The sequence below is a fragment of the Phaeobacter sp. JH204B genome (assembly GCF_048055755.1).
GTDB classification, from domain to species: domain Bacteria; phylum Pseudomonadota; class Alphaproteobacteria; order Rhodobacterales; family Rhodobacteraceae; genus Phaeobacter; species Phaeobacter bryozoorum.
Genome location: NZ_JAYMXF010000030.1, coordinates 216,446 through 234,948, shown reverse-complemented (window position 1 = coordinate 234,948; position 18,503 = coordinate 216,446). Strand labels below are relative to the sequence as shown.

The following is an 18,503-nucleotide window of genomic DNA, read 5'->3' as shown; positions in this document are numbered from 1 at the left end:
CCGTCGCTGCGGATCAGTCGAGGAAGGCTTTTTCCACCACGAAATGCGCAGGCTTGGAATTGGCACCTTCTTCCAGACCATAGGTGTTTTCAAACAGGTCCTTCAGTTCGAGGTTGAACGCCAGGTTGCCACAGATCATCGCGCGGTCGCTTTCGGGGTTCAGCGGCGGCACGCCAAGATCGGCAAAGGCCTCGCCCGAGCGCATCAGATCGGTGATCCGGCCCATCTTGGGGCTCTCCTCGCGGGTGGTGGTCGGGTAGTATTTGATCTTCTTCCAGAAGCCTTCGCCAATCACCTCATTGAGCAGCTCATCGGTCTTCAGGCTTTCGATCAGCTCGGCGCCATAGGTCAGCTCCCCGACTTCGCGGCAGGTGTGGGTGATGATCACCTCATCAAATTTCTCATAGGTTTCCGGTTCGCGCAGCAGGCTGGCAAAGGGCGCAAAACCGGTGCCGGTGGCAAAGAACCAGATGCGTTTGCCGGGGACCAGCGCGTCATGCACCAGCGTGCCGACGGGTTTGGGGCGCAGGATAATCTCATCGCCCACCTTGATGTGCTGCAAACGCGAGGTCAGCGGGCCGTCCTGCACCTTGATCGAGTAGAATTCCATTTCCTCGTCCCAGCTGGGCGAGGCGATGGAATAGGCGCGCAGCAGCGGTTTGACCTTACCGGTCTTGGGGTCGGGATCGTTCATCAGACCGATCATCACAAACTCGCCCGAGCGGAACCGCAGGGAGGCAGGCCGGGTCACCCGGAAGGAAAACAGTCGATCCGTCCAGTGCTTGACCTCGGTCACGGTCTGGGCGTCGGGCAGGGCCGGTACGGCTTTGGCCGGTTTCGGATCGTTGGCAATGTCGGTCACAGCTTCGGTCACAGCTTCAGTCACGGGGGTCATCTCGTTCATCGGTTGCTCTGCCGGAGGAGTAGCCGGCACCTCTGATTAGTCTTTGATACAGGTCAGGAAAACCCCCTGTTTTGCGAAACCGGCTCCGCGCAGGGCGCAAGGGAGCCGGGCCGACAGCGGGTCGTCCCATGAAGCGGAAGGGGGCTGGCTTAGCGCGCGGCGGTGCCGCGCAGGCGGGCCTGATAGTCATGCGCCTGCCAGTTGGCACGGTCGAGCCACTGGTCCTCGGGCTGGCGGGTGGCCAGATCGTCGCTGATCTCCACCTCGTCAAACCCGGAGCGCCGCGCCATCGCATATTGATCGGCCAGCACATGGCCATAGGCGCGCAGACGGCCGGTGTAGCCGGCCAGCCGCAGGCGCCGGGCGAGGGTAAAGCCCCGGCCATCGGCAAAGCTGGGGAAATGAATACGGATCATCTCCAGCCCCGGCAGCTGGTTGGACAGCGCCGAAGGGTCGGCATCAGGCTGCATCTCAATGGCGGTGTCGCTGTCAAAGCCCGCTGTCCAGCTGTCGGGGCCAAAGCCCGTATCGGTCACAATCACGCTCATCTATCAGGCTCCTGTGCGAATGAATTTGCCATCCACCACGTGGATGCCGCATTCTTCCTTGTCTTGGTTGCGCCAGCGCCCGGCCCGCGGATCTTCGCCTTCCTTGACGGGCGAGGTGCAGGGGGCGCAGCCGATTGAGGGGTAGCCCTTGGCCACCAGCGGGTGACGGGGCAATCTGTTTTCATCCATATAGGCGCGCACATCCTGCGGCGCCCAATGGGCGAGGGGGTTGATCTTCAGCCGACCGGTGGGGCCGGTGGCGGCCTCTTCCACCTCGAAGAACTCCAGCGCCGCACGGGTGCCTGCCTGGAACCGCTTGCGCCCGGTGATCCAGCCGTCAAACCCCGCCAGCGCCTTTTGCAGCGGTGCCGTCTTGCGCAGGGCGCAGCAGGCGTCGGTATCCGAGAACCGCAGCGCGCCATAGGGGTCTTTTTCGGCGATATCAGCGGCGCGGATCACCTGCACATTGCGCAGGCCCAGCCGCTCGCTCACCTCCTGCTGGTAGACCAGCGTTTCGGTGAACAACAATTCGGTATCGACAAAGACCACCGGCGTCATCGGGTCGATCACCGCCGCCATATGCAGCAGCACGACCGATTCCGCGCCAAAGCTGGAGACCAGCGCGATATGGCCCGCATCCTTCAGCGCGCCTTCCATCACCGCGGTGGCAGAATGGTGGCGAAAGCGCGCATTGAGCGCATCCACCTTTGTTGCCAGTGCCAGTTGATGCGCACTGCTGGGGCCTTGGTGTGTGTCAGTCGGTAGTGCCGCTGCATTGACCATGGTGCTAAGCAACCTTTTTCTGGGCCTCGGGGTAAAGCGCGGCCTTGAACGGATCCATGCCGACGCGACGATAGGTCTGGAGGAAGGTTTCCTCGGCGCTGTCGCGCAGAGAGAGATAGGCGGTGATCAGCCGTTCCACCGCAGGCACGATTTCATCATAGGCAAAACCGGGGCCGGTGCGGGTGCCAATGGCGGCGGTTTCTGTCGCGTCGCCACCAAGGGTGATCTGGTAGTTCTCCACCCCGGCGCGGTCGAGGCCTAGAATGCCGATGTGGCCGACATGGTGGTGACCACAGGCGTTGATGCAGCCCGAAATCTTGATCTGGAGATGACCCACCTCATGTTCCAGCTTCAGCTCTTCAAACCGGGTGGCAATCTCCTGCGCCACCGGGATCGACCGGGCAGTGGCCAGCGCGCAGTAATCCATGCCGGGGCAGGCGATGATATCGGAGATCAGCCCGACATTGGCGGTGGCCAGCCCGTGGTCCTTCAGCGCGGCGTGCAGGGCCGGCAGGTCCGATTTATGCACATGCGGCAGGATCACGTTCTGCTCATGGCTGATGCGCAGCTCGTTATAGCCGAACCGCTCTGCCAGATCGGCCATTGCCCGCATCTGCGCGGCGGTGGCGTCACCGGGGGTCTGGCCATGCGCCTTGATCGAGATGGTGACGATGGCGTGGTTGTCATCGCGGTGCTCGGCCAGATTGGTATCCGCCCAGGAGCGGAACACCGGATCGGCATCATAGGCGGCCAGATAGGTCTCCAGATTGCCGCCGCGCAGTTTGGGCGGGGTGAAATGCGCCTTGATCTCCTCCAGCAGCACTTGATCGGTGCCGTCAAAGGTTTTGCGACGCTCTTCAAACCGCTCCTCCACCATCTCGCGGATGGTGTCGATGCCGTTTTCCAGTACGGTGATCTTGATGCGGGCTTTGTATTTGTTATCGCGCCGACCCAGCAGGTTGTAGACCGCCAGCACGGATTCCAGATAGGGCAGCAGATCGGCCTGCGGCAGGTAATCGCGGATCACCTTGCCAATCAGCGGCGTACGGCCAAGGCCGCCGCCCACGATCACCTCAAACCCGGCAACGCCGTCACGTTCGACCATGCGCAGACCGATGTCATGCGCGCGGGTCACGGCGCGGTCGTTGGAGCTGCCGGTGATGGCGATCTTGAACTTGCGGCCCAGGAACTGGAATTCCGGGTGATCGGTGGACCACTGGCGGATCAGCTCGGCATAGGGGCGGGGGTCGGTCAGCTCATCCTTGGCAGCAGCGGCGAAATGATCCGAGGTCACATTGCGGATGGTATTGCCGGAGGTCTGGATCGCGTGCAGGCCAACCTCGGCCAGCGCGTCCAGCATATCGGGCACATCGCGCAGCTTGGGCCAGTTGTACTGGATGTTCTGGCGGGTGGTGAAATGGCCATAGCCCTTGTCCCACTTCTCCGCCAGCAGCGCGAGGGTGCGCATCTGGTCAGAGTTCAGCGTGCCATAGGGGATCGCCACCCGCAGCATATAGGCGTGCAATTGCAGATAGAGACCATTCATCAGGCGCAGCGGCTTGAACTCATCCTCGGTGAGAGAACCGTCAATGCGGCGCTCCACCTGGGCGCGGAACTGGGCGTTGCGTTCGGCGAGGAACGCGGTGTCGAAATCGTTGTACTTATACATTTGCTGCGGCCTCCTGCTTGCCGTGGCGATAGTTGGATGGGCCGGTGCGGCGGAAATCTTCACGGAAATGGGTGGGTTCGGGGCCGTCAGCCCCCGCTTTTGCATCGGTCAGGTAGATGCCCACCACATGCTGCGCGTCTTTCTCCGCTTCGAGCAGGCGCAGCTGGGCTTCGGCCTCATCTTCGATCAGCTCGGCCTCTTTCAGCTCGCGGCTCCAGCCGTTGGTGTCGGTGAAATAGATCACGTCGCCCTCAAGCAGGTCGTTGGCGGTGATGATTTTCGGGGTAAAGGGGCGGGGCATCAGGCAAGCTCCATTTTCAAATCTGTCAGGGCCTGGGCGCTGGCGCGCGGGGCAAGGCCGAGGAATGTCAGAGCCGGGCCGGTCAGTTCGGCGGCGGCAAGATCGGTGGGCAGGCGGTCCAGCGTGGTTTCGATCACCCGCTGATTGGCGCGCGAGGCATTTTCGACAATGGTCATCGGCGTGGCGCGGTCCGCACCGTGCATGATCAGGCGGCCCTGCACGAAACGCGCAGATTTCTTGCCCATGTAGATGGCGGCAACCTCACCCGGACGGGCGAGAGCAGCCCAGTCGTGATCGGCAAAGCCCTTCATGTCGTGGCCGGTCAGAAACCGCACCGAGGCATTGCGCCCGCGCTGCGTCAGGCTCTGGCCGATGGAGGCCACGGCCGCGGAGGCGGCGGTAATACCCGGCAGGATCTGATAGGCGACGCCGGCAGACTCGCAGGCGGTGAGTTCCTCATCGAGACGACCATAGACGGTGGGATCGCCGGATTTCAGGCGCAGCACCTTCTTGCCCGCACGGGCATGGGCCACCATGCGGGCGCAGATCTCCTCCTGGCTTACCTGCGGGCCGAATCCTTCCTTGCCGACGTCTTCCAGCTGGGCCTGCGGACCTGCAAGGGCCATGATCTCGGCGCTGACCAGACGGTCAAAGAGGATCACATCCGCCTGCAACAGCGCGCGCGCCACCTTCAGCGTCAGGAGGTCAGGATCGCCGGGGCCGGAGCCGGCAAAGGCGACCTCGCCAGCCACCAGCGACGTCGCGGCGACGGAGCCACAGGCCTGCGCGGGCTTCGGCAGCGGCGCAGGGGGCGTTCTGGTGTCTGGACCGGTCATCTGGGGCCTCGTCTGGTTTGTTTGACTTACCCCTGAATATAGGAAATATTCCCCCTTATCCGCTATATGGCGCGGCAAATAAGGAAGATTGTTCCAGCTGGCGGCAGATGCAGGCGGGTTGATCCCCAAACAAGGAGAAAACAGGAATGACAGTGCGGATCGACGGCACGGACCGGAAAATTCTGGCGGAGCTGCAACGCGATGCGGGCCAGTCGCTGGATGAAATCGCCCGCCGTGTGGGCAGTTCCAAGACGCCGGTGTGGAATCGCATTCGCAAGCTGCGTGAGGCGGGTGTTATCGGGCGGCAGACCATGGTGCTGGATGCCGAGGCGCTGGGGTTTGAGGCCTGTTTCTTTGTGCTGATCCGCACCTCGGCCCATGAGGCGGAGTGGCAGGCGAAGTTCCTGAAGGCGTTGCAGGATCGACCGGAGGTGCAGGAGGCGCACCGGCTGGCGGGGGATATCGACTATATCCTGAAGGTGCGGGTGAAGAACGCCCGTGCCTATGACAACTTCTATCAGGCGCTGATTTCCGAGGTGCGGGTGCATAATGTCACGGCCCTGCTGTCGATGGAGGAGATCAAATCCACCACCCTGCTGCCGCTAGAAGCCATCGCAGAAGAATAGCGCGCGGTCGTCAGATGGTGGCAAAGGAAAGGGGGCGCTGCCCCCTTTTTCGTGACCCACGCCTGCGGCGCAGGTCACATCCCCCGGAGTATTTCTGGAAAGATGACGGGGCGGCGGGGCAGCCAGTCTGGACGCTGGGCTTGCGCAGCGGGGGCGCTCCGGCAATGGTGAGGTATTTGCAGTTGAGTTGACTTGATCATGGCCATTTCCCCATCCTCTGCGGCACCTGTGGGTGCGGTGACGGCGCGCCTGATGTTTCTGCTGCTGTTGTTCTGCGGCACGATCTGCACCGCCATGATTGTGCCCTTCATGAGCTATTTTCTGGTCAGGGGGTTGGGGTATGAGCCCTGGATCATCAGCGTTTATGCCGGGATGGCGATCAGCCTCACCCTGGTGGCCAACCGGCAGTTTGCCCGCCGCATCGATGCCGGCGCGCGGGTGTTTCCCTTGATCGGACTGGCCGCGGCGGGGTTTGTGTTTGCGGCCGGATCGCTGGCGCTGCTGCCCGCGCTCTGGGTGGTGCTGACGGCGGGTGTTATAGGGTTCGGGATCAGTTCCAGCGCGGTGTCGACCATGTTCAGCCTGGGCGGCAGTCTGGCCGAGCGTCACAAGGTGGAGCGGGTGCGGTTCAATGCGCATATGCGGGCCACGACTTCAACGGCCTGGATGATCGGCCCGGCTGTCACGTTTCTGATTGCGGATGGGATTGGTCTTCGGGCGGTGTTTGTGATGGCTGTTGCGGTGTCGATGGTCTGGATCTCTTTGTGGTGGTTTACGCTGCCCCGTGACATCACCACGATGCCGGGCCGTGCGCCCGCGCAGGACAGCGCCGGCCAGACCGCAGTGGCGCCGCAGGGTTTGTGGCTGGCGGCCGGCTTTGTGTTCTGCCTGTCGAGCGCGCATTCGCTGACGTTTTCCGCCTTGCCGATCTTTTACGTCGAAGAGGTGGGGCTGCCCGGCTATGCGCCGGGGTTTGCCTTTAGCATCAAGACCTTTGTCGAGGTGATTGCGATCTTCTCCACCCCTTGGGTGATTGCGCGCATCGGCATGTGGCGGGCGCTGCTGGTGGTCACCGGGCTGGCGGTTGTGACGATCCAGCTGCTGGCGGCGGTGCAGAGCTTTCCGCAGATGCTGGCGGGGGCGGCGCTGGAGGGGCTGTATTACGGGTTCTATGCCAGCCTTGGCATCAGCTATGTGCAATCCTTTGCGCCTGACACACCCGCCCGCGCGACGGCGATCTACTGGAATACACTGATGGTGAGCGGGGTGATGGCGGGTCCGGCTGTGGGGCTGATTGCGCAGGCCTATGATTTTCAGACCGTGATCCGCTGCGCGTCGGCTGTGGCTGTTGTGGCTGCTGCGGTGCTGATCTTTGGACGGCCGCGAAGCCCAGCCTGAGGGGGCGGTGGTGTTGTGGCAGGCCGCGCCGGCCCGCCACGTTGGGGGATCAGACCTGAACCATCAGGCCTGTCAGCCCGTGGAAATGGTAGGTGTTGTTATACTCCGGCGCGGCGGCCAGTTTCAGGTCGGGGCAACGCTCGAACAGGATCGGCAGGGCGATCTGCATCTCCATCCGCGCCAGCGGCGCGCCGACGCAGAAATGCAGCCCTGCGCCAAAGGAGGTGTTCACCTTCGCCGGGCGCGTGGGATCGAAGCGCTCGGGATCCTCCAGCATTTCGGGGTCGCGGTTGGCCGCCGCCAGCAGCAGCGCCACCTCATCGCCGCGCTGGAAGGTGTGGCCGAACATCTCGACCTCTTCATAGGCGTAGCGGGTGAACATATGCAGCGGCGGGTCATAGCGCAGGATTTCCTCAACCAGACCTTCTATGCCGTCGGGAGCAAGCCAGCTTGTGTCCCAGCCCTGTTGCAGCATGGTTTTCACGCCATTGCCCAGCGAATGCACAGTGGCCTCATGGCCTGCGTTCAGCAACAGGATGCAGGTGCCGATCAGCTCATCGGTGGAGAGGCTTTCGCCGTCTTCCTCGGCCTGAATGAGGCGGGTGATCAGATCCTCGCCCGGGGTCTTGCGGCGTTCGTCCACATAGGCGGTGAGGAAGTCGATGAATTCCTGGCTGGCGCGGGCGGCGGCGTGTTCGGTCTCGACCGTCTTGGAGGCCTGATACATGGCGACCATCTTGTGCGACCAGTCCAGGAGCTGCGGCGCCATATCCTCGGGCACGCCCAGCAGGCGGCAGATCGCGATCACCGGGACCTGAGTGCAATAGGTGGACAGGAGGTCAAAGGGCGCGTCCTGAGGGAAGGCGTCGATCAGCTCGTGGCAGAGGGTTTCGAGACCGGGCGCCAGCGCCTTGATCTCGCGGCTGGTGAAGGCGCGCAAGACAAGGCGACGCAGGCGGGTGTGGCGGGGTGGCTCTGCATCCAGGAGCGAATGCGCCTCGACCTGCAGGAAGGGGGCGAGATGGGCGGGGCTTTCGCGCGCCATCTCCGGCGGGATCTCGCGGCCAAAGCGGCGGTCGCGCAGCAGGGTATGAACAGCCGGGTGCGAGAAGGCCGCAACCATCTTGTAGTCCTGCCAGTAATGCAGATGTCCGTTCGCGCGGGCCTCGGCGTAAAAACCGTAGGGGGATTGGACAAAATCGGGGTCGGTGGGGGATTGGGTCAATGTCTTCATCTGCGCAGCTTTTGCCAAGGCGGCTGGTCAATGCAAGGGGGGCTTTGCTACTGTGCGGCCAATGACGCAGTTTCACGCACATCGCTGGATCATTCTGGCGCTTCTTCTGGGGGCGGTGACGGCTGTGGCAACGGGTGTCTACCGGCTGGGCTATCGCCAAGCGCTTGATTCGCTTGCCGAACGCAGTGCAGCGGATCTGGCGCTGGCCTCGGACCGGGTGACCACGCAATTGCAGGTCTATCAGGAGCTTGCCGTGCTGATGGCTGATCACCCGACGCTGAAGCAGCTGGACCGCGCCGAGGCACGGGCGGCGGCGCAGGGGCTGCTGCGCGAGGTGGCGGACAAGACGGCGGCGCTGGATGTGTTCTTTGTCGACCGGGCGGGGCGGGTGGTTGTGGCTGCTGAGGGTGTGATGGGGCGCGATGTGACCCAGAGCCGCTACTTCCACCGTGCGATGCAGGGGGCGCTGGGCACCGGATATGATGTGCTGCAACCGGATGGGCGGCGGGCCTATGTCTATGCGGCCCCTGATTTCGACGGCGATGGCCGGGTGCGCGGTGCCTTGGTGGTGGTGGCTGATGTCGAGGATGTTGAGCAGACCTGGCGCGGCTCGCTGCCGGCGGTGTTTTTCACCAACCGGGGCGGTGAGGTGTTCATTGCCAACCGGCGGGAGCTGTTGTTCTGGCAGCGCAGCACCGACGGGCCGGGGTTGTCGCCACCCGATGGGCGACAGGTGGCGCTTCGGTCCTGGCTCGAAGGGCAGCATGAGATCTGGGATCTGCGCTGGTCGCCCTATCTGCCGGAGCGGGCGCTGCATCAGGCGGTGAACCTGCCGCAGATCGGCATGGTGGGGGAGATCCTGGTGGATGTGGCCCCGGCGCAGCGTCTGGCAGGATTGCAGGCGGCGGCGATGGCGGCGATCGTGCTGGCGCTGGGCACGATGCTGGCGCTGGCGCTGGAACGGCGGCGCACACTGGCGGAGGCCAATGCGGCGCTGGAAAGCCGGGTCGAGGCGCGCACGCGGGCGCTGTCGGCCACCAATATGCGGCTGACCCGCGAGGTGCAGGAACGTCAGGAGGCGGAGGCGGCGCTGAAACGCGCGCAGGAGGAGCTGGTGCAGGCGGGCAAGCTGTCGGCGCTGGGGCAGATGTCGGCGGGGATCAGCCATGAGCTGAACCAGCCGCTGATGGCGATCCAGCAATATGCCGAGAACGGCGAGGCTTTTGTGGCGCGCGGCAAGCCGGAACGGGCGGGCGAGAACCTGGGCCGGATTGCGCAGATGGCCGGTCGGATGGCGCGGATCATCAAGAACCTGCGTGCCTTTGCCCGCAACGAAAACGAACCGATGGGCCGGGTCGATCTGGTGCAGGTGATCAATACCGCCGCCGAGCTGACGGAGCAGCGGTTGCGGCAGGACGGGGTGGCGCTGGTCTGGCAGCCGCCTGCGGAGCCGGTCTTTGCCTGGGGCGGCGAGGTGCGGCTGTCGCAGGTGTTTGTGAACCTGATCAACAATGCCGCCGATGCGATGCTGGATCAGGAGCGCCGCGAGATCAGGATGGCGATTGAGACCCGCGGCGGGGATGCTGCCGCGCGGCTGGCGGTGACGGTGCGCGATATCGGTCCGGGGCTGAAGGAGCCCGAGAAGATCTTTGAGCCGTTTTATTCCACCAAGGCGGTTGGCAGCGCCGATGGCATGGGGCTGGGTCTGTCGATCTCTTACGGGCTCGTGCAGAGCTTTGGCGGCGATATCCGGGGCGTCAACACCGGCGATGGCGCCGAATTCACGGTGGAGCTGGACCGCTGGCGTGCGCAGGCAGGTGCCGAGCCGCAACAACAGGATGAGGTGGCATGACCAATCGTGTCTTGGTGGTGGACGATGATGCGGCGGTGCGGGCGGCGCTTGGCCAGACGCTGGAGCTGGCGGAGTGTGACGCGATCACGGTGGGATCCTTTGTGGCGGCCAAGGATCTGATCACGCCCGATTTTGACGGGGTGATCCTGTCGGATATGCGGATGCCGGGACGCGACGGGTTTCACCTGTTGCGCTATGTGCGCGAGGTGGACAGTGATCTGCCGGTGATCCTGCTGACCGGTGAAGGTGACATCCCGATGGCGGTGCAGGCGATGGCGGAGGGGGCGTTTGATTTCCTCGAAAAACCCTGCGCCACTTCGGATCTGATGACGGTGGTGCGCCGGGCGCTGAAGACGCGGGCATTGGTGCGGGAGAACCGCGCACTGAAGTCGCGGCTGGAAAGCGGCGATGCGGCGGCGCGGATGATCTTTGGTACCTCGGCGCAGGTGGAGGAGCTGCGCGCCCGTGCCCGCGCGGTGGCGGCCACGGGGGCCGAGGTGCTGGTGACCGGTGCACCGGGTGGCGGGATCTCCAAGGTGGCGGAGGTCATTCACCTGATGTCGCCGCGTGGTCAGGGCGCGTTTGTGAAACGCCCGGCGGCGGGGCTGACCCCTGATGGGTTTGCGGATCTGTGCCGGGAGGCGGCGGGCGGATCGCTTTACCTGGATGAAATCGCCGCCCTGCCGAAAGAGACGCAATATGCCATGCTGGAGGCGCTGGAACAGGGGGTGGAGGCACGGGTTCTGGTTGGGACCGTCGCGGATCTGGCCGAGGAGGTGACGCGTGGCGGATTTCTGGCGGATCTGTTCTATCGGCTAGACGTGATGCGGGTGCGCATTCCGGCGCTGTCGGAGCGGCCCGAGGATATCCCGGTGCTGTTCAGCCATTACGTGGCGCAGGCGGCAGAGCAGGCGGGCATTGCCGTACCGGATATTCCACCGGACCATCTGGCGGCGCTGATGGCGCAGGATTGGCCGGGCAATGCGCGATCGCTGATGTCGGCGGCCATGCGTTTTGTCCTCGGCATGCCGGAGGAGGCAGCGCAATCGGCGGAACTGGGGCTGGCGGAGCAGCTGGCGCAGGTCGAGCGGTCCTTGCTCATAGCAGCGCTGGGCCGGCAGAACGGCCATGCCTCTGCCGCGGCCAAAGCCCTGAAGCTGCCGCGCAAGACGTTTTATGACAAGCTGGCGCGCTATGGCATCCGGCCTGAGGACTATCGCCGCTGAGCGCGGTCTGCTGTGTCTTTCGCTGTTTCTCGCCACGCCTGATCGGGCGGCGAGGGCAGTGAATGGCGGCGCCGCCGGATGGCCCCTAAGGGCGCATGGGCGGAGGGGGATGGGCGCGGGTGTCAGCCGGGGCCCATGTCCGTCAACCATGGCTGTCTGGACGCCTGCACCCTGCATGCTGCGGGGCGCGGGCCGGTCTCCTGCCGGGGCATGTGCCAGATGCCCCGGATCGGTGGACCGTGTGTCAGACGGCCCGGATGTCGCGACCGGCCCAATGTGACAGCTGCGGGTTAATCAAACCCGGGCAGGGCGCGCGGCGCCTGTGCAACGCCCCGGCGCCGCTGGCTCTGCCCGGTACGGGCGTCGGATTTGAGTATTTATGGAAAGATGACGGGCGCTGATTCCCAAGACCGCATCCCGGGCCGCGTCTCGCGCACGCGCAGAATGTGCGGAAATCCGCACAGCAGGGCCGCCTCCCTGTGCGGGAATTCGCACAACCATGGTGGTGTCGCTGAGAGGTGACCTGAAATTGGTTCGGTAAGCTTTTGTTATAAATTCATAAATTTCCAGTCTCGTGACGCTGTAACAAAGGCTTGAGCGGAGAGGCCAGCGCCGTGATGCTGCCGTCGGGGTCTTTGCTGTTGCAAAGGCCAAGGAGATATTCTGGGAGGAAAGACATGAAATTTGTAACTGCTGCTGCCACCGCCGTGGCGCTGACCATGAGTGCCGGTGCCGCCATGGCGGCCTGTGAGGAAGGCGAAATCGTCGTCAAGTTCAGCCATGTGACCAATACCGACAAGCACCCCAAGGGGATTGCCGCCTCGCTGCTGGAAAAGCGCATCAACGAAGAGATGAACGGCACCATGTGTCTGGAGGTCTATCCGAACTCCACGCTTTACAATGACAACAAGGTGCTGGAAGCGATGCTGCAGGGCGACGTGCAGCTGGCCGCGCCAAGCCTGTCGAAATTCGAGAAGTTCACCAAGCAGTTCCGCCTGTTCGACCTGCCGTTCATGTTCAAGAACATCGACGCGGTTGATGCTTTCCAGGCCTCTGACAATGGTCAGGCGATGCTGGATTCGATGCAGCGCCGCGGTCTGCAGGGGCTGGCCTATTGGCACAATGGCATGAAGCAGATGTCGGCCAACAAGCCGCTGATCGCGCCGTCGGATGCCAATGGGCTGAAATTCCGCGTGCAGTCTTCGGACGTGCTGGTGGCGCAGATGGAAGCGATCGGTGGCAGCCCGCAGAAAATGGCCTTCTCCGAAGTTTACGGCGCGCTGCAGCAGGGTGTTGTGGACGGGCAGGAGAACACCTGGTCCAACATCTACGGCAAGAAGTTCTTTGAGGTGCAGGACGGTGTGACCGAAACCAACCACGGCGCGCTGGACTATCTGGTGGTGACTTCTGTTGACTGGCTCGACAGCCTGGAGCCTGCTGTCCGTGAGCAGTTCCTGACCATCCTTGGCGAGGTCACGGCAACGCGGAACTCCGAATCCACCAAGGTGAACGCCGAAGCGCGTCAGGCAATCATTGATGCCGGTGGCGTGGTGCGTGAGCTGACGCCCGAGCAGCGCGCGGCCTGGGTCGAGGCGATGAAGCCGGTCTGGGAGAAATTCGCAGGCGACGTTGGTCAGGACATGATCGACGCGGCACAGTCGATCAACGCAGGCATGTAAAGGCCACAGGCTGAAGATCCGGGGCTGGCGCGACTGACGCGCCGCCCCAATTTGCACGGTGCGCCATCCGCGCCGGTATCCCATTATCCAAACATCGAGGGAGAGCGATATGGCGGGGGCAAAACCTGGCCCGACCGGGCTTATCAATACACTCGAAGAGACGCTGATTGCGCTGCTGCTGGGGCTGATGACCCTGATCACATTTGCCAATGTGGTGGCGCGATTTGTGTTCAATTCCAATATTCTCTGGGCGCTGGAGCTGACGGTGTTCCTGTTTGCCTGGCTGGTGCTCTTGGGCGCATCCTATGCGGTGAAGGTGCATGCCCATCTGGGGGTTGATGCGATCCTCAACATGGTGTCGGCGCCGGCGCGCCGGGTGATCGGGCTGATCTCGGTCGGCTGCTGCCTGGTGTTTTCGCTGCTGCTGCTGAAGGGGGCCTATGACTACTGGGCGGTGTTTGCCGATCTGCCGCCCACCTCCGGGCGCTGGTTTCCCACCGGTTTTGACATGTCAGCGCGCAGCCAGAGCTTCTACGAGGTGCAGGATGTGCCGATGGTGGCGGTGTTCGGATTTCTCGAAGAGCTGATCAACTACGGCGACTCCTACGAGAAACTGCCCAAAGTGGTGCCCTATGTGGTGCTGCCGCTGTCGATGCTGCTGATGTTGCTGCGCTTTGGTCAGGCGGCGGTGCAGATCCTGCGCGGCGATGTCGATCGTCTGGTGGCCAGCCATGAGGTCGAAGATGAAATTGCCGAGGTTCAGGCGCAGCGGGGGGAGCACGACTGATGGATGTCGTCCTATTGTTTTCCATGGTCATCGGCCTGTTGCTGATCGGGGTTCCGATCGCGGTGGCGCTTGGCCTCAGCTCGACGCTGTTCCTGCTGATCTATTCCGACAGCTCGCTGGCGTCGGTTGCGGGCACGCTTTTTGAAGCCTTCGAGGGGCATTTCACGCTGCTGGCGATCCCCTTCTTCATCCTCGCGTCAAGCTTCATGACCACCGGCGGCGTGGCGCGGCGGATCATCCGGTTCTCGATCGCCTGTGTCGGTCATCTGCCGGGTGGTCTGGCGATTGCCGGCGTCTTTGCCTGTATGCTGTTTGCAGCCCTGTCCGGGTCGTCACCGGCCACCGTGGTGGCCATCGGATCCATCGTGATCGCCGGGATGCGTCAGGTCGGCTACAGCAAGGAGTTCGCGGCCGGTGTGATCTGTAACGCGGGCACGCTGGGCATCCTGATCCCGCCGTCGATTGTGATGGTGGTCTATGCGGCGGCGGTTGAGGTCTCGGTGGGGCGGATGTTCCTGGCGGGCGTCATTCCGGGCCTGATGGCCGGGTTCATGCTGATGGTGACCATCTATGTGATGGCCAAGGTGAAGAACCTGCCCAAGGGCGAATGGCTGGGCTGGGGGGAAGTTGCAGCCTCGGCGGCCAATGCCTCGGTTGGTCTGCTGCTGATCGGGATCATTCTGGGCGGCATCTATGGCGGGATTTTCACCCCGACAGAGGCAGCGGCTGTGGCGTCAGTCTATGCCTTCTTTGTCGCGACCTTTGTCTACCGCGACATGGGGCCGCTGAAATCGGCGCCAAAACCGAAGGATCTGGGGCAGTTTGTGGCCATGCTGCCCAAGATGCTGGGGCAGACCGTGGTCTATTTCATCCCGTCCTTCTTTCACGCCGATACGCGCCATGCCCTGTTTGAGGCAGGCAAGCTGACGGTGACGCTGTTGTTTGTGATTGCCAATGCGCTGATCCTCAAACATGTGCTGACCGATGAGCAGGTGCCGCAGCAGATTGCCACCGCGATGCTGTCGGCCGGCTTTGGTCCGGTGATGTTCCTGATCGTGGTCAATGTGATCCTGCTGATCGGTGGTCAGTTCATGGAGCCGTCGGGGCTGTTGGTGATTGTGGCGCCGCTGGTGTTCCCGATTGCGATTGAACTGGGGATCGACCCCATTCATCTGGGCATCATCATGGTGGTCAACATGGAGATCGGCATGATCACCCCGCCGGTTGGTCTGAACCTCTTTGTGACCTCCGGGGTTGCGGGGATGCCGATGATGGCGGTGGTGCGGGCGGCGCTGCCGTTCCTGGCGGTGCTCTTCGTGTTCCTGATCATGATCACCTATATCCCGTGGATATCGACGGTGCTGCCCAATGCGGTGATGGGGCCGGAGATCATAACAAAGTAGCGCTGCGGCGCATCCCCCCGCATATGAAAAGGCCCGGGAGCAGTTCCCGGGCCTTTTTCTGCCTGGCGTTATGTCAGGGGCTTTGCCCCTCTGCGCTGGCGCGCATTCACCCCAGAGTATTTTGCGAAAGGTGAAAAGCGGGCACGGGGCGATGTCATCTTTCCCCAAATACTCCCGCCGGAGGCCGCGCCGTCAGGCGCGTTCAGTCGCTGGCGTCGAGAGCCGCGACAATGGGGGCGAAATCCGCAGCCTTCAGGCTGGCGCCGCCGACCAGCGCGCCATCGACATGGGCCACCGCGAAGATCTCCTTGGCATTGCTGGATTTTACCGAGCCGCCGTAGAGCAGTCGGATGGCATTGGCGGTTTCACCGCCGAAGCGTTTGACGAGGCTTGCGCGCAGGTCGTTGTGCACCTCTGCGATCTGTTCGACCGTGGGCACTTTGCCGGTGCCAATAGCCCAGACCGGTTCATAGGCGACCACCACACTCGTGCCGCTGGTGTCGTCCGGCAGCGAGCCTGCCAGCTGGGCGCGAACCACCTCCAGCGTCTTGCCGGCCTCGCGCTGGTCCTGCGTTTCGCCGACGCAGATGATGGCGGTGAGTCCCGCTGCAATGGCGGTTCTGGCCTTGGCGCGGACCATGTCATCGGTCTCGCCGTGATTGGCGCGCCGTTCGGAATGGCCGAGAATCACCGCGCTCGCCCCGGCGTCATGCAGCATCTCGGCGCTGAGGTCGCCGGTATGGGCACCGTAGGTCGCGCTATGGCAATCCTGGGCGCCGATGTCGACCTTGCTGTCGACGCAGACATTGGCTGCCCGGTAGAGCAGCGTTGCCGGGGGGCAAATCACCACTTCGGCTTTGGCCGACTTGCAGCTATAGGCCAGATTGCCCAGCTCGGTCAGCGCACTTGCGGTGCCGTTCATTTTCCAGTTGCCTGCGACCATCTTGCGACGCATCTGCGTATCTCCCTCAAAATCGGTGCTGCCTTCATGCCCCTGACGGGGGACAGCTTGCTGCTTGGCCTGTCCTAGCATTGTTCGGATTGGGGAACAATTCGCCTGTTCGCATGGAGCCTGTGGCCTGCACATGTTGAACAATACCGAAGTTGCGCGCCAAGGCTGCGAAAAACGGCAATGGGGCGTCTATTTTTTCAGGCTGCACGTCTGGGTTGTGATCTGCGTCTGCCCCAGTCCATCGGGGCTGGCAGGTCAGCCTGCGGGCATATCCTTGAAGCTGATTGATTCCCCGCAGCCGCAAGCCTCGGAGACATTGGGGTTGTTGAACTTGAACCCGGCCTCCAGCAGCGAGACCTCATAGTCGATTTCGGTGCCGAAGAGGAACATCTGCGCCATCGGTGCAATCAGCACACGGGCGCCATCCTGTTCGACCACCTCATCGTTGGGATCGGGGGTGTCGACATATTCCATCGTGTATTCCATGCCGGCGCAGCCGCCCTTTTTCACGCCGATGCGCAGGCCGGAATGGCCGCCCTTGTCCATCAGCTTGGCGATCTGGGCCGCTGCCTTGTCGGTGATGGTCACCGCTTGTTTGCCGGGAATGCCGAACATCTCTGTCTCCACTATCGCGCGTTACCTCCAATTTAGGGGGGCGATGGCGCAGGCTCAAGGGGGGAGGGGTCAAAGCCCCATGCAATTGGCATAATAGGTGACTGTTGCGGGCCAGTCGGAGAATACGCCGACAACCCCCACATCCTGGGCCAGCACATCAAGGACCTGGTAGACGGCCGCATCCGAGGTCACCGCATCCGAGATCGACTGGAAATACCATCCGCCGCCGCTGGTCAGCGGACCGGAGCGTTCCAGCGTCCAGGTGATGATGTTCAGATCGGCCTCCTGCGCGGCCCGTGTATAGGCGGAGGGCACGATCCGGTCGCCATCAAGCGTCAGCAGCATCCAGATCGGTGGGGCGATGTAATTGAGGCCCATCTGCTTCAGCTCCTGCATCGAGGGGCGGAAGGTTGCGGGATCCATCGGATCAATCTGCCCTTCATCGGCGTCATGGCGGGCAAAGCGGTCGTCGAGATAGACCGCCTGACGGCCGAACTCCGGCGTATGGGTGAGCCAGTATTTGATATCGCTGAGGTCAAAGCTCTGCACCCAGACATCCGCCGCAGGGATGCCGGCGGCGACATAGGCGTCGATCAGTTTCTGCGCATAGGCGTCCTGTGTCATCCCGTTGAAGGGCATGGCGACGGCGGGCGCCTTTAGTTCGGGCGTGAAACGGGCGCCCAGCTCGCGGAACAGGGCGATGCTGTCGGCATGGCTGAGCAGTGTTGCCTCGCCCTGATGCAGATTGCTGCGCCAGGGGGCCAGACCGCCCTGAAAGGCCTTGGCGCTGGTGGCGGTGGCGTCGCTGCTGTCCATCTTTGGCTGCAGGGTCATCAACTCTGCCAGCGTCAGATCGCTGGTGCGGCATTCGGCGGTGGCGGGGGTGTCGGCACTGGCCGGGGTAAAGGGCTTTGTGCAGTGCTCGGCGAGGGGGCTGGTGAGGATATCGGTGGTGGTGTGCAGATCGTTCTGCGAATGGCGGCAGACCAGTTCCAGGTCTTTGGTAAAGGTCACGTCGCATTCCAGGATCCCGGCGCCCATGGAGGCGGCGGCGCGGTTGCCCTCAACCGTGTGTTCGGGAAACATCAGTGGCGCGCCGCGGTGTGCGATGGAGAACTCGGTGGCTTGCGGGGTCTGTGCGGCGCAGGATTGCAGCTTCGTTTTCAGCGGGCCTTCGGGCAGGGCTGCGACCAGATACGCGGGGCGCGGCCCGTAGCTGAGGCTCATCGCCTCGGGCGCGGTGTCGGCGAGGGCGGGGCTGGTCAGGGCAGGGCCGGTCAGGAGCGGTGCGGCAAGGGCAAGTGCGATCAGCGACGTCGGGCAGGCGAAGATGCGGGGCAAAATATGGAACTCCAAATTGGGTGCGCGCGCCCGCGGGTGGTGTTGCGCGCTGCCGGGGCAGCTGTCGCGGAGGATCGGGCGGCTGCGGCTGAGGTGCCGCCAATAATAAGGCCGATATTACGGGGGGATGCGCCCTCGGGGCAAGGGGGCGGGCAGGGGGAGGCGCATTTATCCTGCGTTATGATCGCGCCACGGGACGGCCACGGGGCGTCGGCTCGGGCGTCAGCTCGGGCGTCGGGGCGGTCGGCAGGGGCGGCAGGGAGTGCAGCCCCGCGGCGGATATGACAAACGCGGCAGGCCAGAAGCGCTGCCGCGTTGCGGATGGTCGGTGCGGACGCAACGATGGGCG

17 protein-coding genes are annotated in these 18,503 nt (G+C 63.4%); 7 read left to right on the top strand and 10 right to left on the bottom strand.

Translation table 11 applies throughout. The annotated features are described in order from the left end of the window. Positions 1 to 13 precede the first annotated feature (13 nt). The 6 genes from VXL81_RS17555 to cobA form a co-directional block, all read right to left on the bottom strand. Positions 14 to 904 (bottom strand): ferredoxin--NADP reductase, encoded by an 891-nt coding sequence (locus VXL81_RS17555; RefSeq protein WP_416535182.1) that lies wholly within the window; start codon positions 902 to 904, stop codon positions 14 to 16. A gap of 149 nt (positions 905 to 1,053) precedes the next feature. Next, complete coding sequence (locus tag VXL81_RS17550) at positions 1,054 to 1,452, bottom strand: DUF934 domain-containing protein (protein WP_340545965.1); 399 nt, start codon at positions 1,450 to 1,452, stop codon at positions 1,054 to 1,056. 3 nt (positions 1,453 to 1,455) lie between these two features. Further along, on the bottom strand, positions 1,456 to 2,235 hold the full coding sequence (locus VXL81_RS17545; protein ID WP_340545964.1) for a phosphoadenylyl-sulfate reductase: 780 nt from the start codon (positions 2,233 to 2,235) through the stop codon (positions 1,456 to 1,458). Positions 2,236 to 2,239: 4 nt separating this feature from the next. Then, complete coding sequence (locus VXL81_RS17540) at positions 2,240 to 3,904, bottom strand: nitrite/sulfite reductase (RefSeq protein ID WP_340545963.1); 1,665 nt, start codon at positions 3,902 to 3,904, stop codon at positions 2,240 to 2,242. Further along, on the bottom strand, positions 3,897 to 4,205 hold the full coding sequence (locus VXL81_RS17535; protein ID WP_260081637.1) for a DUF2849 domain-containing protein: 309 nt from the start codon (positions 4,203 to 4,205) through the stop codon (positions 3,897 to 3,899). The genes VXL81_RS17540 and VXL81_RS17535 overlap by 8 nt, the downstream gene beginning before the upstream one ends. Further along, positions 4,205 to 5,041, bottom strand: coding sequence for a uroporphyrinogen-III C-methyltransferase (gene cobA / locus VXL81_RS17530; RefSeq protein WP_416555433.1), 837 nt, complete (start codon positions 5,039 to 5,041; stop codon positions 4,205 to 4,207). Before cobA ends, VXL81_RS17535 begins: the two co-directional genes overlap by 1 nt. Before the next feature lie 146 nt (positions 5,042 to 5,187). On the opposite strand from cobA, the gene VXL81_RS17525 reads away from it, so the two are divergent. Continuing rightward, entirely contained in the window at positions 5,188 to 5,667 is a 480-nt protein-coding gene (locus VXL81_RS17525) for an Lrp/AsnC family transcriptional regulator (RefSeq protein WP_340545961.1), read from the top strand. A gap of 198 nt (positions 5,668 to 5,865) precedes the next feature. Further along, the gene (locus VXL81_RS17520; protein ID WP_416555431.1) at positions 5,866 to 7,065 is read left to right on the top strand and encodes an MFS transporter; all 1,200 of its coding nucleotides are present in this window, start codon (positions 5,866 to 5,868) and stop codon (positions 7,063 to 7,065) included. Between the two features lie 49 nt (positions 7,066 to 7,114). On the opposite strand, the gene VXL81_RS17515 is transcribed toward VXL81_RS17520, so the two are convergent. Next, the gene (locus VXL81_RS17515) at positions 7,115 to 8,299 is read right to left on the bottom strand and encodes a cytochrome P450 (RefSeq protein WP_416555429.1); all 1,185 of its coding nucleotides are present in this window, start codon (positions 8,297 to 8,299) and stop codon (positions 7,115 to 7,117) included. A 61-nt stretch (positions 8,300 to 8,360) separates the two neighbouring features. On the opposite strand from VXL81_RS17515, the gene VXL81_RS17510 reads away from it, so the two are divergent. From VXL81_RS17510 to VXL81_RS17490, 5 genes are all read left to right on the top strand, one after another. Beyond that, positions 8,361 to 10,151: a sensor histidine kinase gene (locus tag VXL81_RS17510; protein WP_416555427.1), complete on the top strand. Its 1,791-nt coding sequence runs from the start codon at positions 8,361 to 8,363 to the stop codon at positions 10,149 to 10,151. Next, positions 10,148 to 11,377, top strand: coding sequence for a sigma-54-dependent transcriptional regulator (locus VXL81_RS17505; protein WP_416555425.1), 1,230 nt, complete (start codon positions 10,148 to 10,150; stop codon positions 11,375 to 11,377). The genes VXL81_RS17510 and VXL81_RS17505 overlap by 4 nt, the downstream gene beginning before the upstream one ends. Before the next feature lie 677 nt (positions 11,378 to 12,054). Beyond that, on the top strand, positions 12,055 to 13,056 hold the full coding sequence (locus tag VXL81_RS17500; protein ID WP_340545956.1) for a DctP family TRAP transporter solute-binding subunit: 1,002 nt from the start codon (positions 12,055 to 12,057) through the stop codon (positions 13,054 to 13,056). Between the two features lie 109 nt (positions 13,057 to 13,165). Further along, positions 13,166 to 13,843, top strand: coding sequence for a TRAP transporter small permease (locus tag VXL81_RS17495; protein WP_340545955.1), 678 nt, complete (start codon positions 13,166 to 13,168; stop codon positions 13,841 to 13,843). Continuing rightward, positions 13,843 to 15,246: a TRAP transporter large permease gene (locus VXL81_RS17490; protein WP_416555423.1), complete on the top strand. Its 1,404-nt coding sequence runs from the start codon at positions 13,843 to 13,845 to the stop codon at positions 15,244 to 15,246. Before VXL81_RS17495 ends, VXL81_RS17490 begins: the two co-directional genes overlap by 1 nt. A gap of 202 nt (positions 15,247 to 15,448) precedes the next feature. Here the strand turns inward: VXL81_RS17490 and tpiA are convergent, their stop codons facing one another. The 3 genes from tpiA to VXL81_RS17475 all read right to left on the bottom strand — a co-directional run bounded on the left by tpiA (position 15,449) and on the right by VXL81_RS17475 (position 18,154). Then, positions 15,449 to 16,201 carry a triose-phosphate isomerase gene (tpiA, locus tag VXL81_RS17485; protein ID WP_340545953.1) on the bottom strand — a complete coding sequence of 251 codons (753 nt, stop codon included), beginning with the start codon at positions 16,199 to 16,201 and terminating at the stop codon, positions 15,449 to 15,451. A 252-nt stretch (positions 16,202 to 16,453) separates the two neighbouring features. After that, positions 16,454 to 16,813 (bottom strand): HesB/IscA family protein, encoded by a 360-nt coding sequence (locus VXL81_RS17480; protein WP_340545952.1) that lies wholly within the window; start codon positions 16,811 to 16,813, stop codon positions 16,454 to 16,456. Between the two features lie 69 nt (positions 16,814 to 16,882). After that, positions 16,883 to 18,154: a glycerophosphodiester phosphodiesterase family protein gene (locus VXL81_RS17475; RefSeq protein ID WP_416555421.1), complete on the bottom strand. Its 1,272-nt coding sequence runs from the start codon at positions 18,152 to 18,154 to the stop codon at positions 16,883 to 16,885. Positions 18,155 to 18,503: the final 349 nt, after the last annotated feature.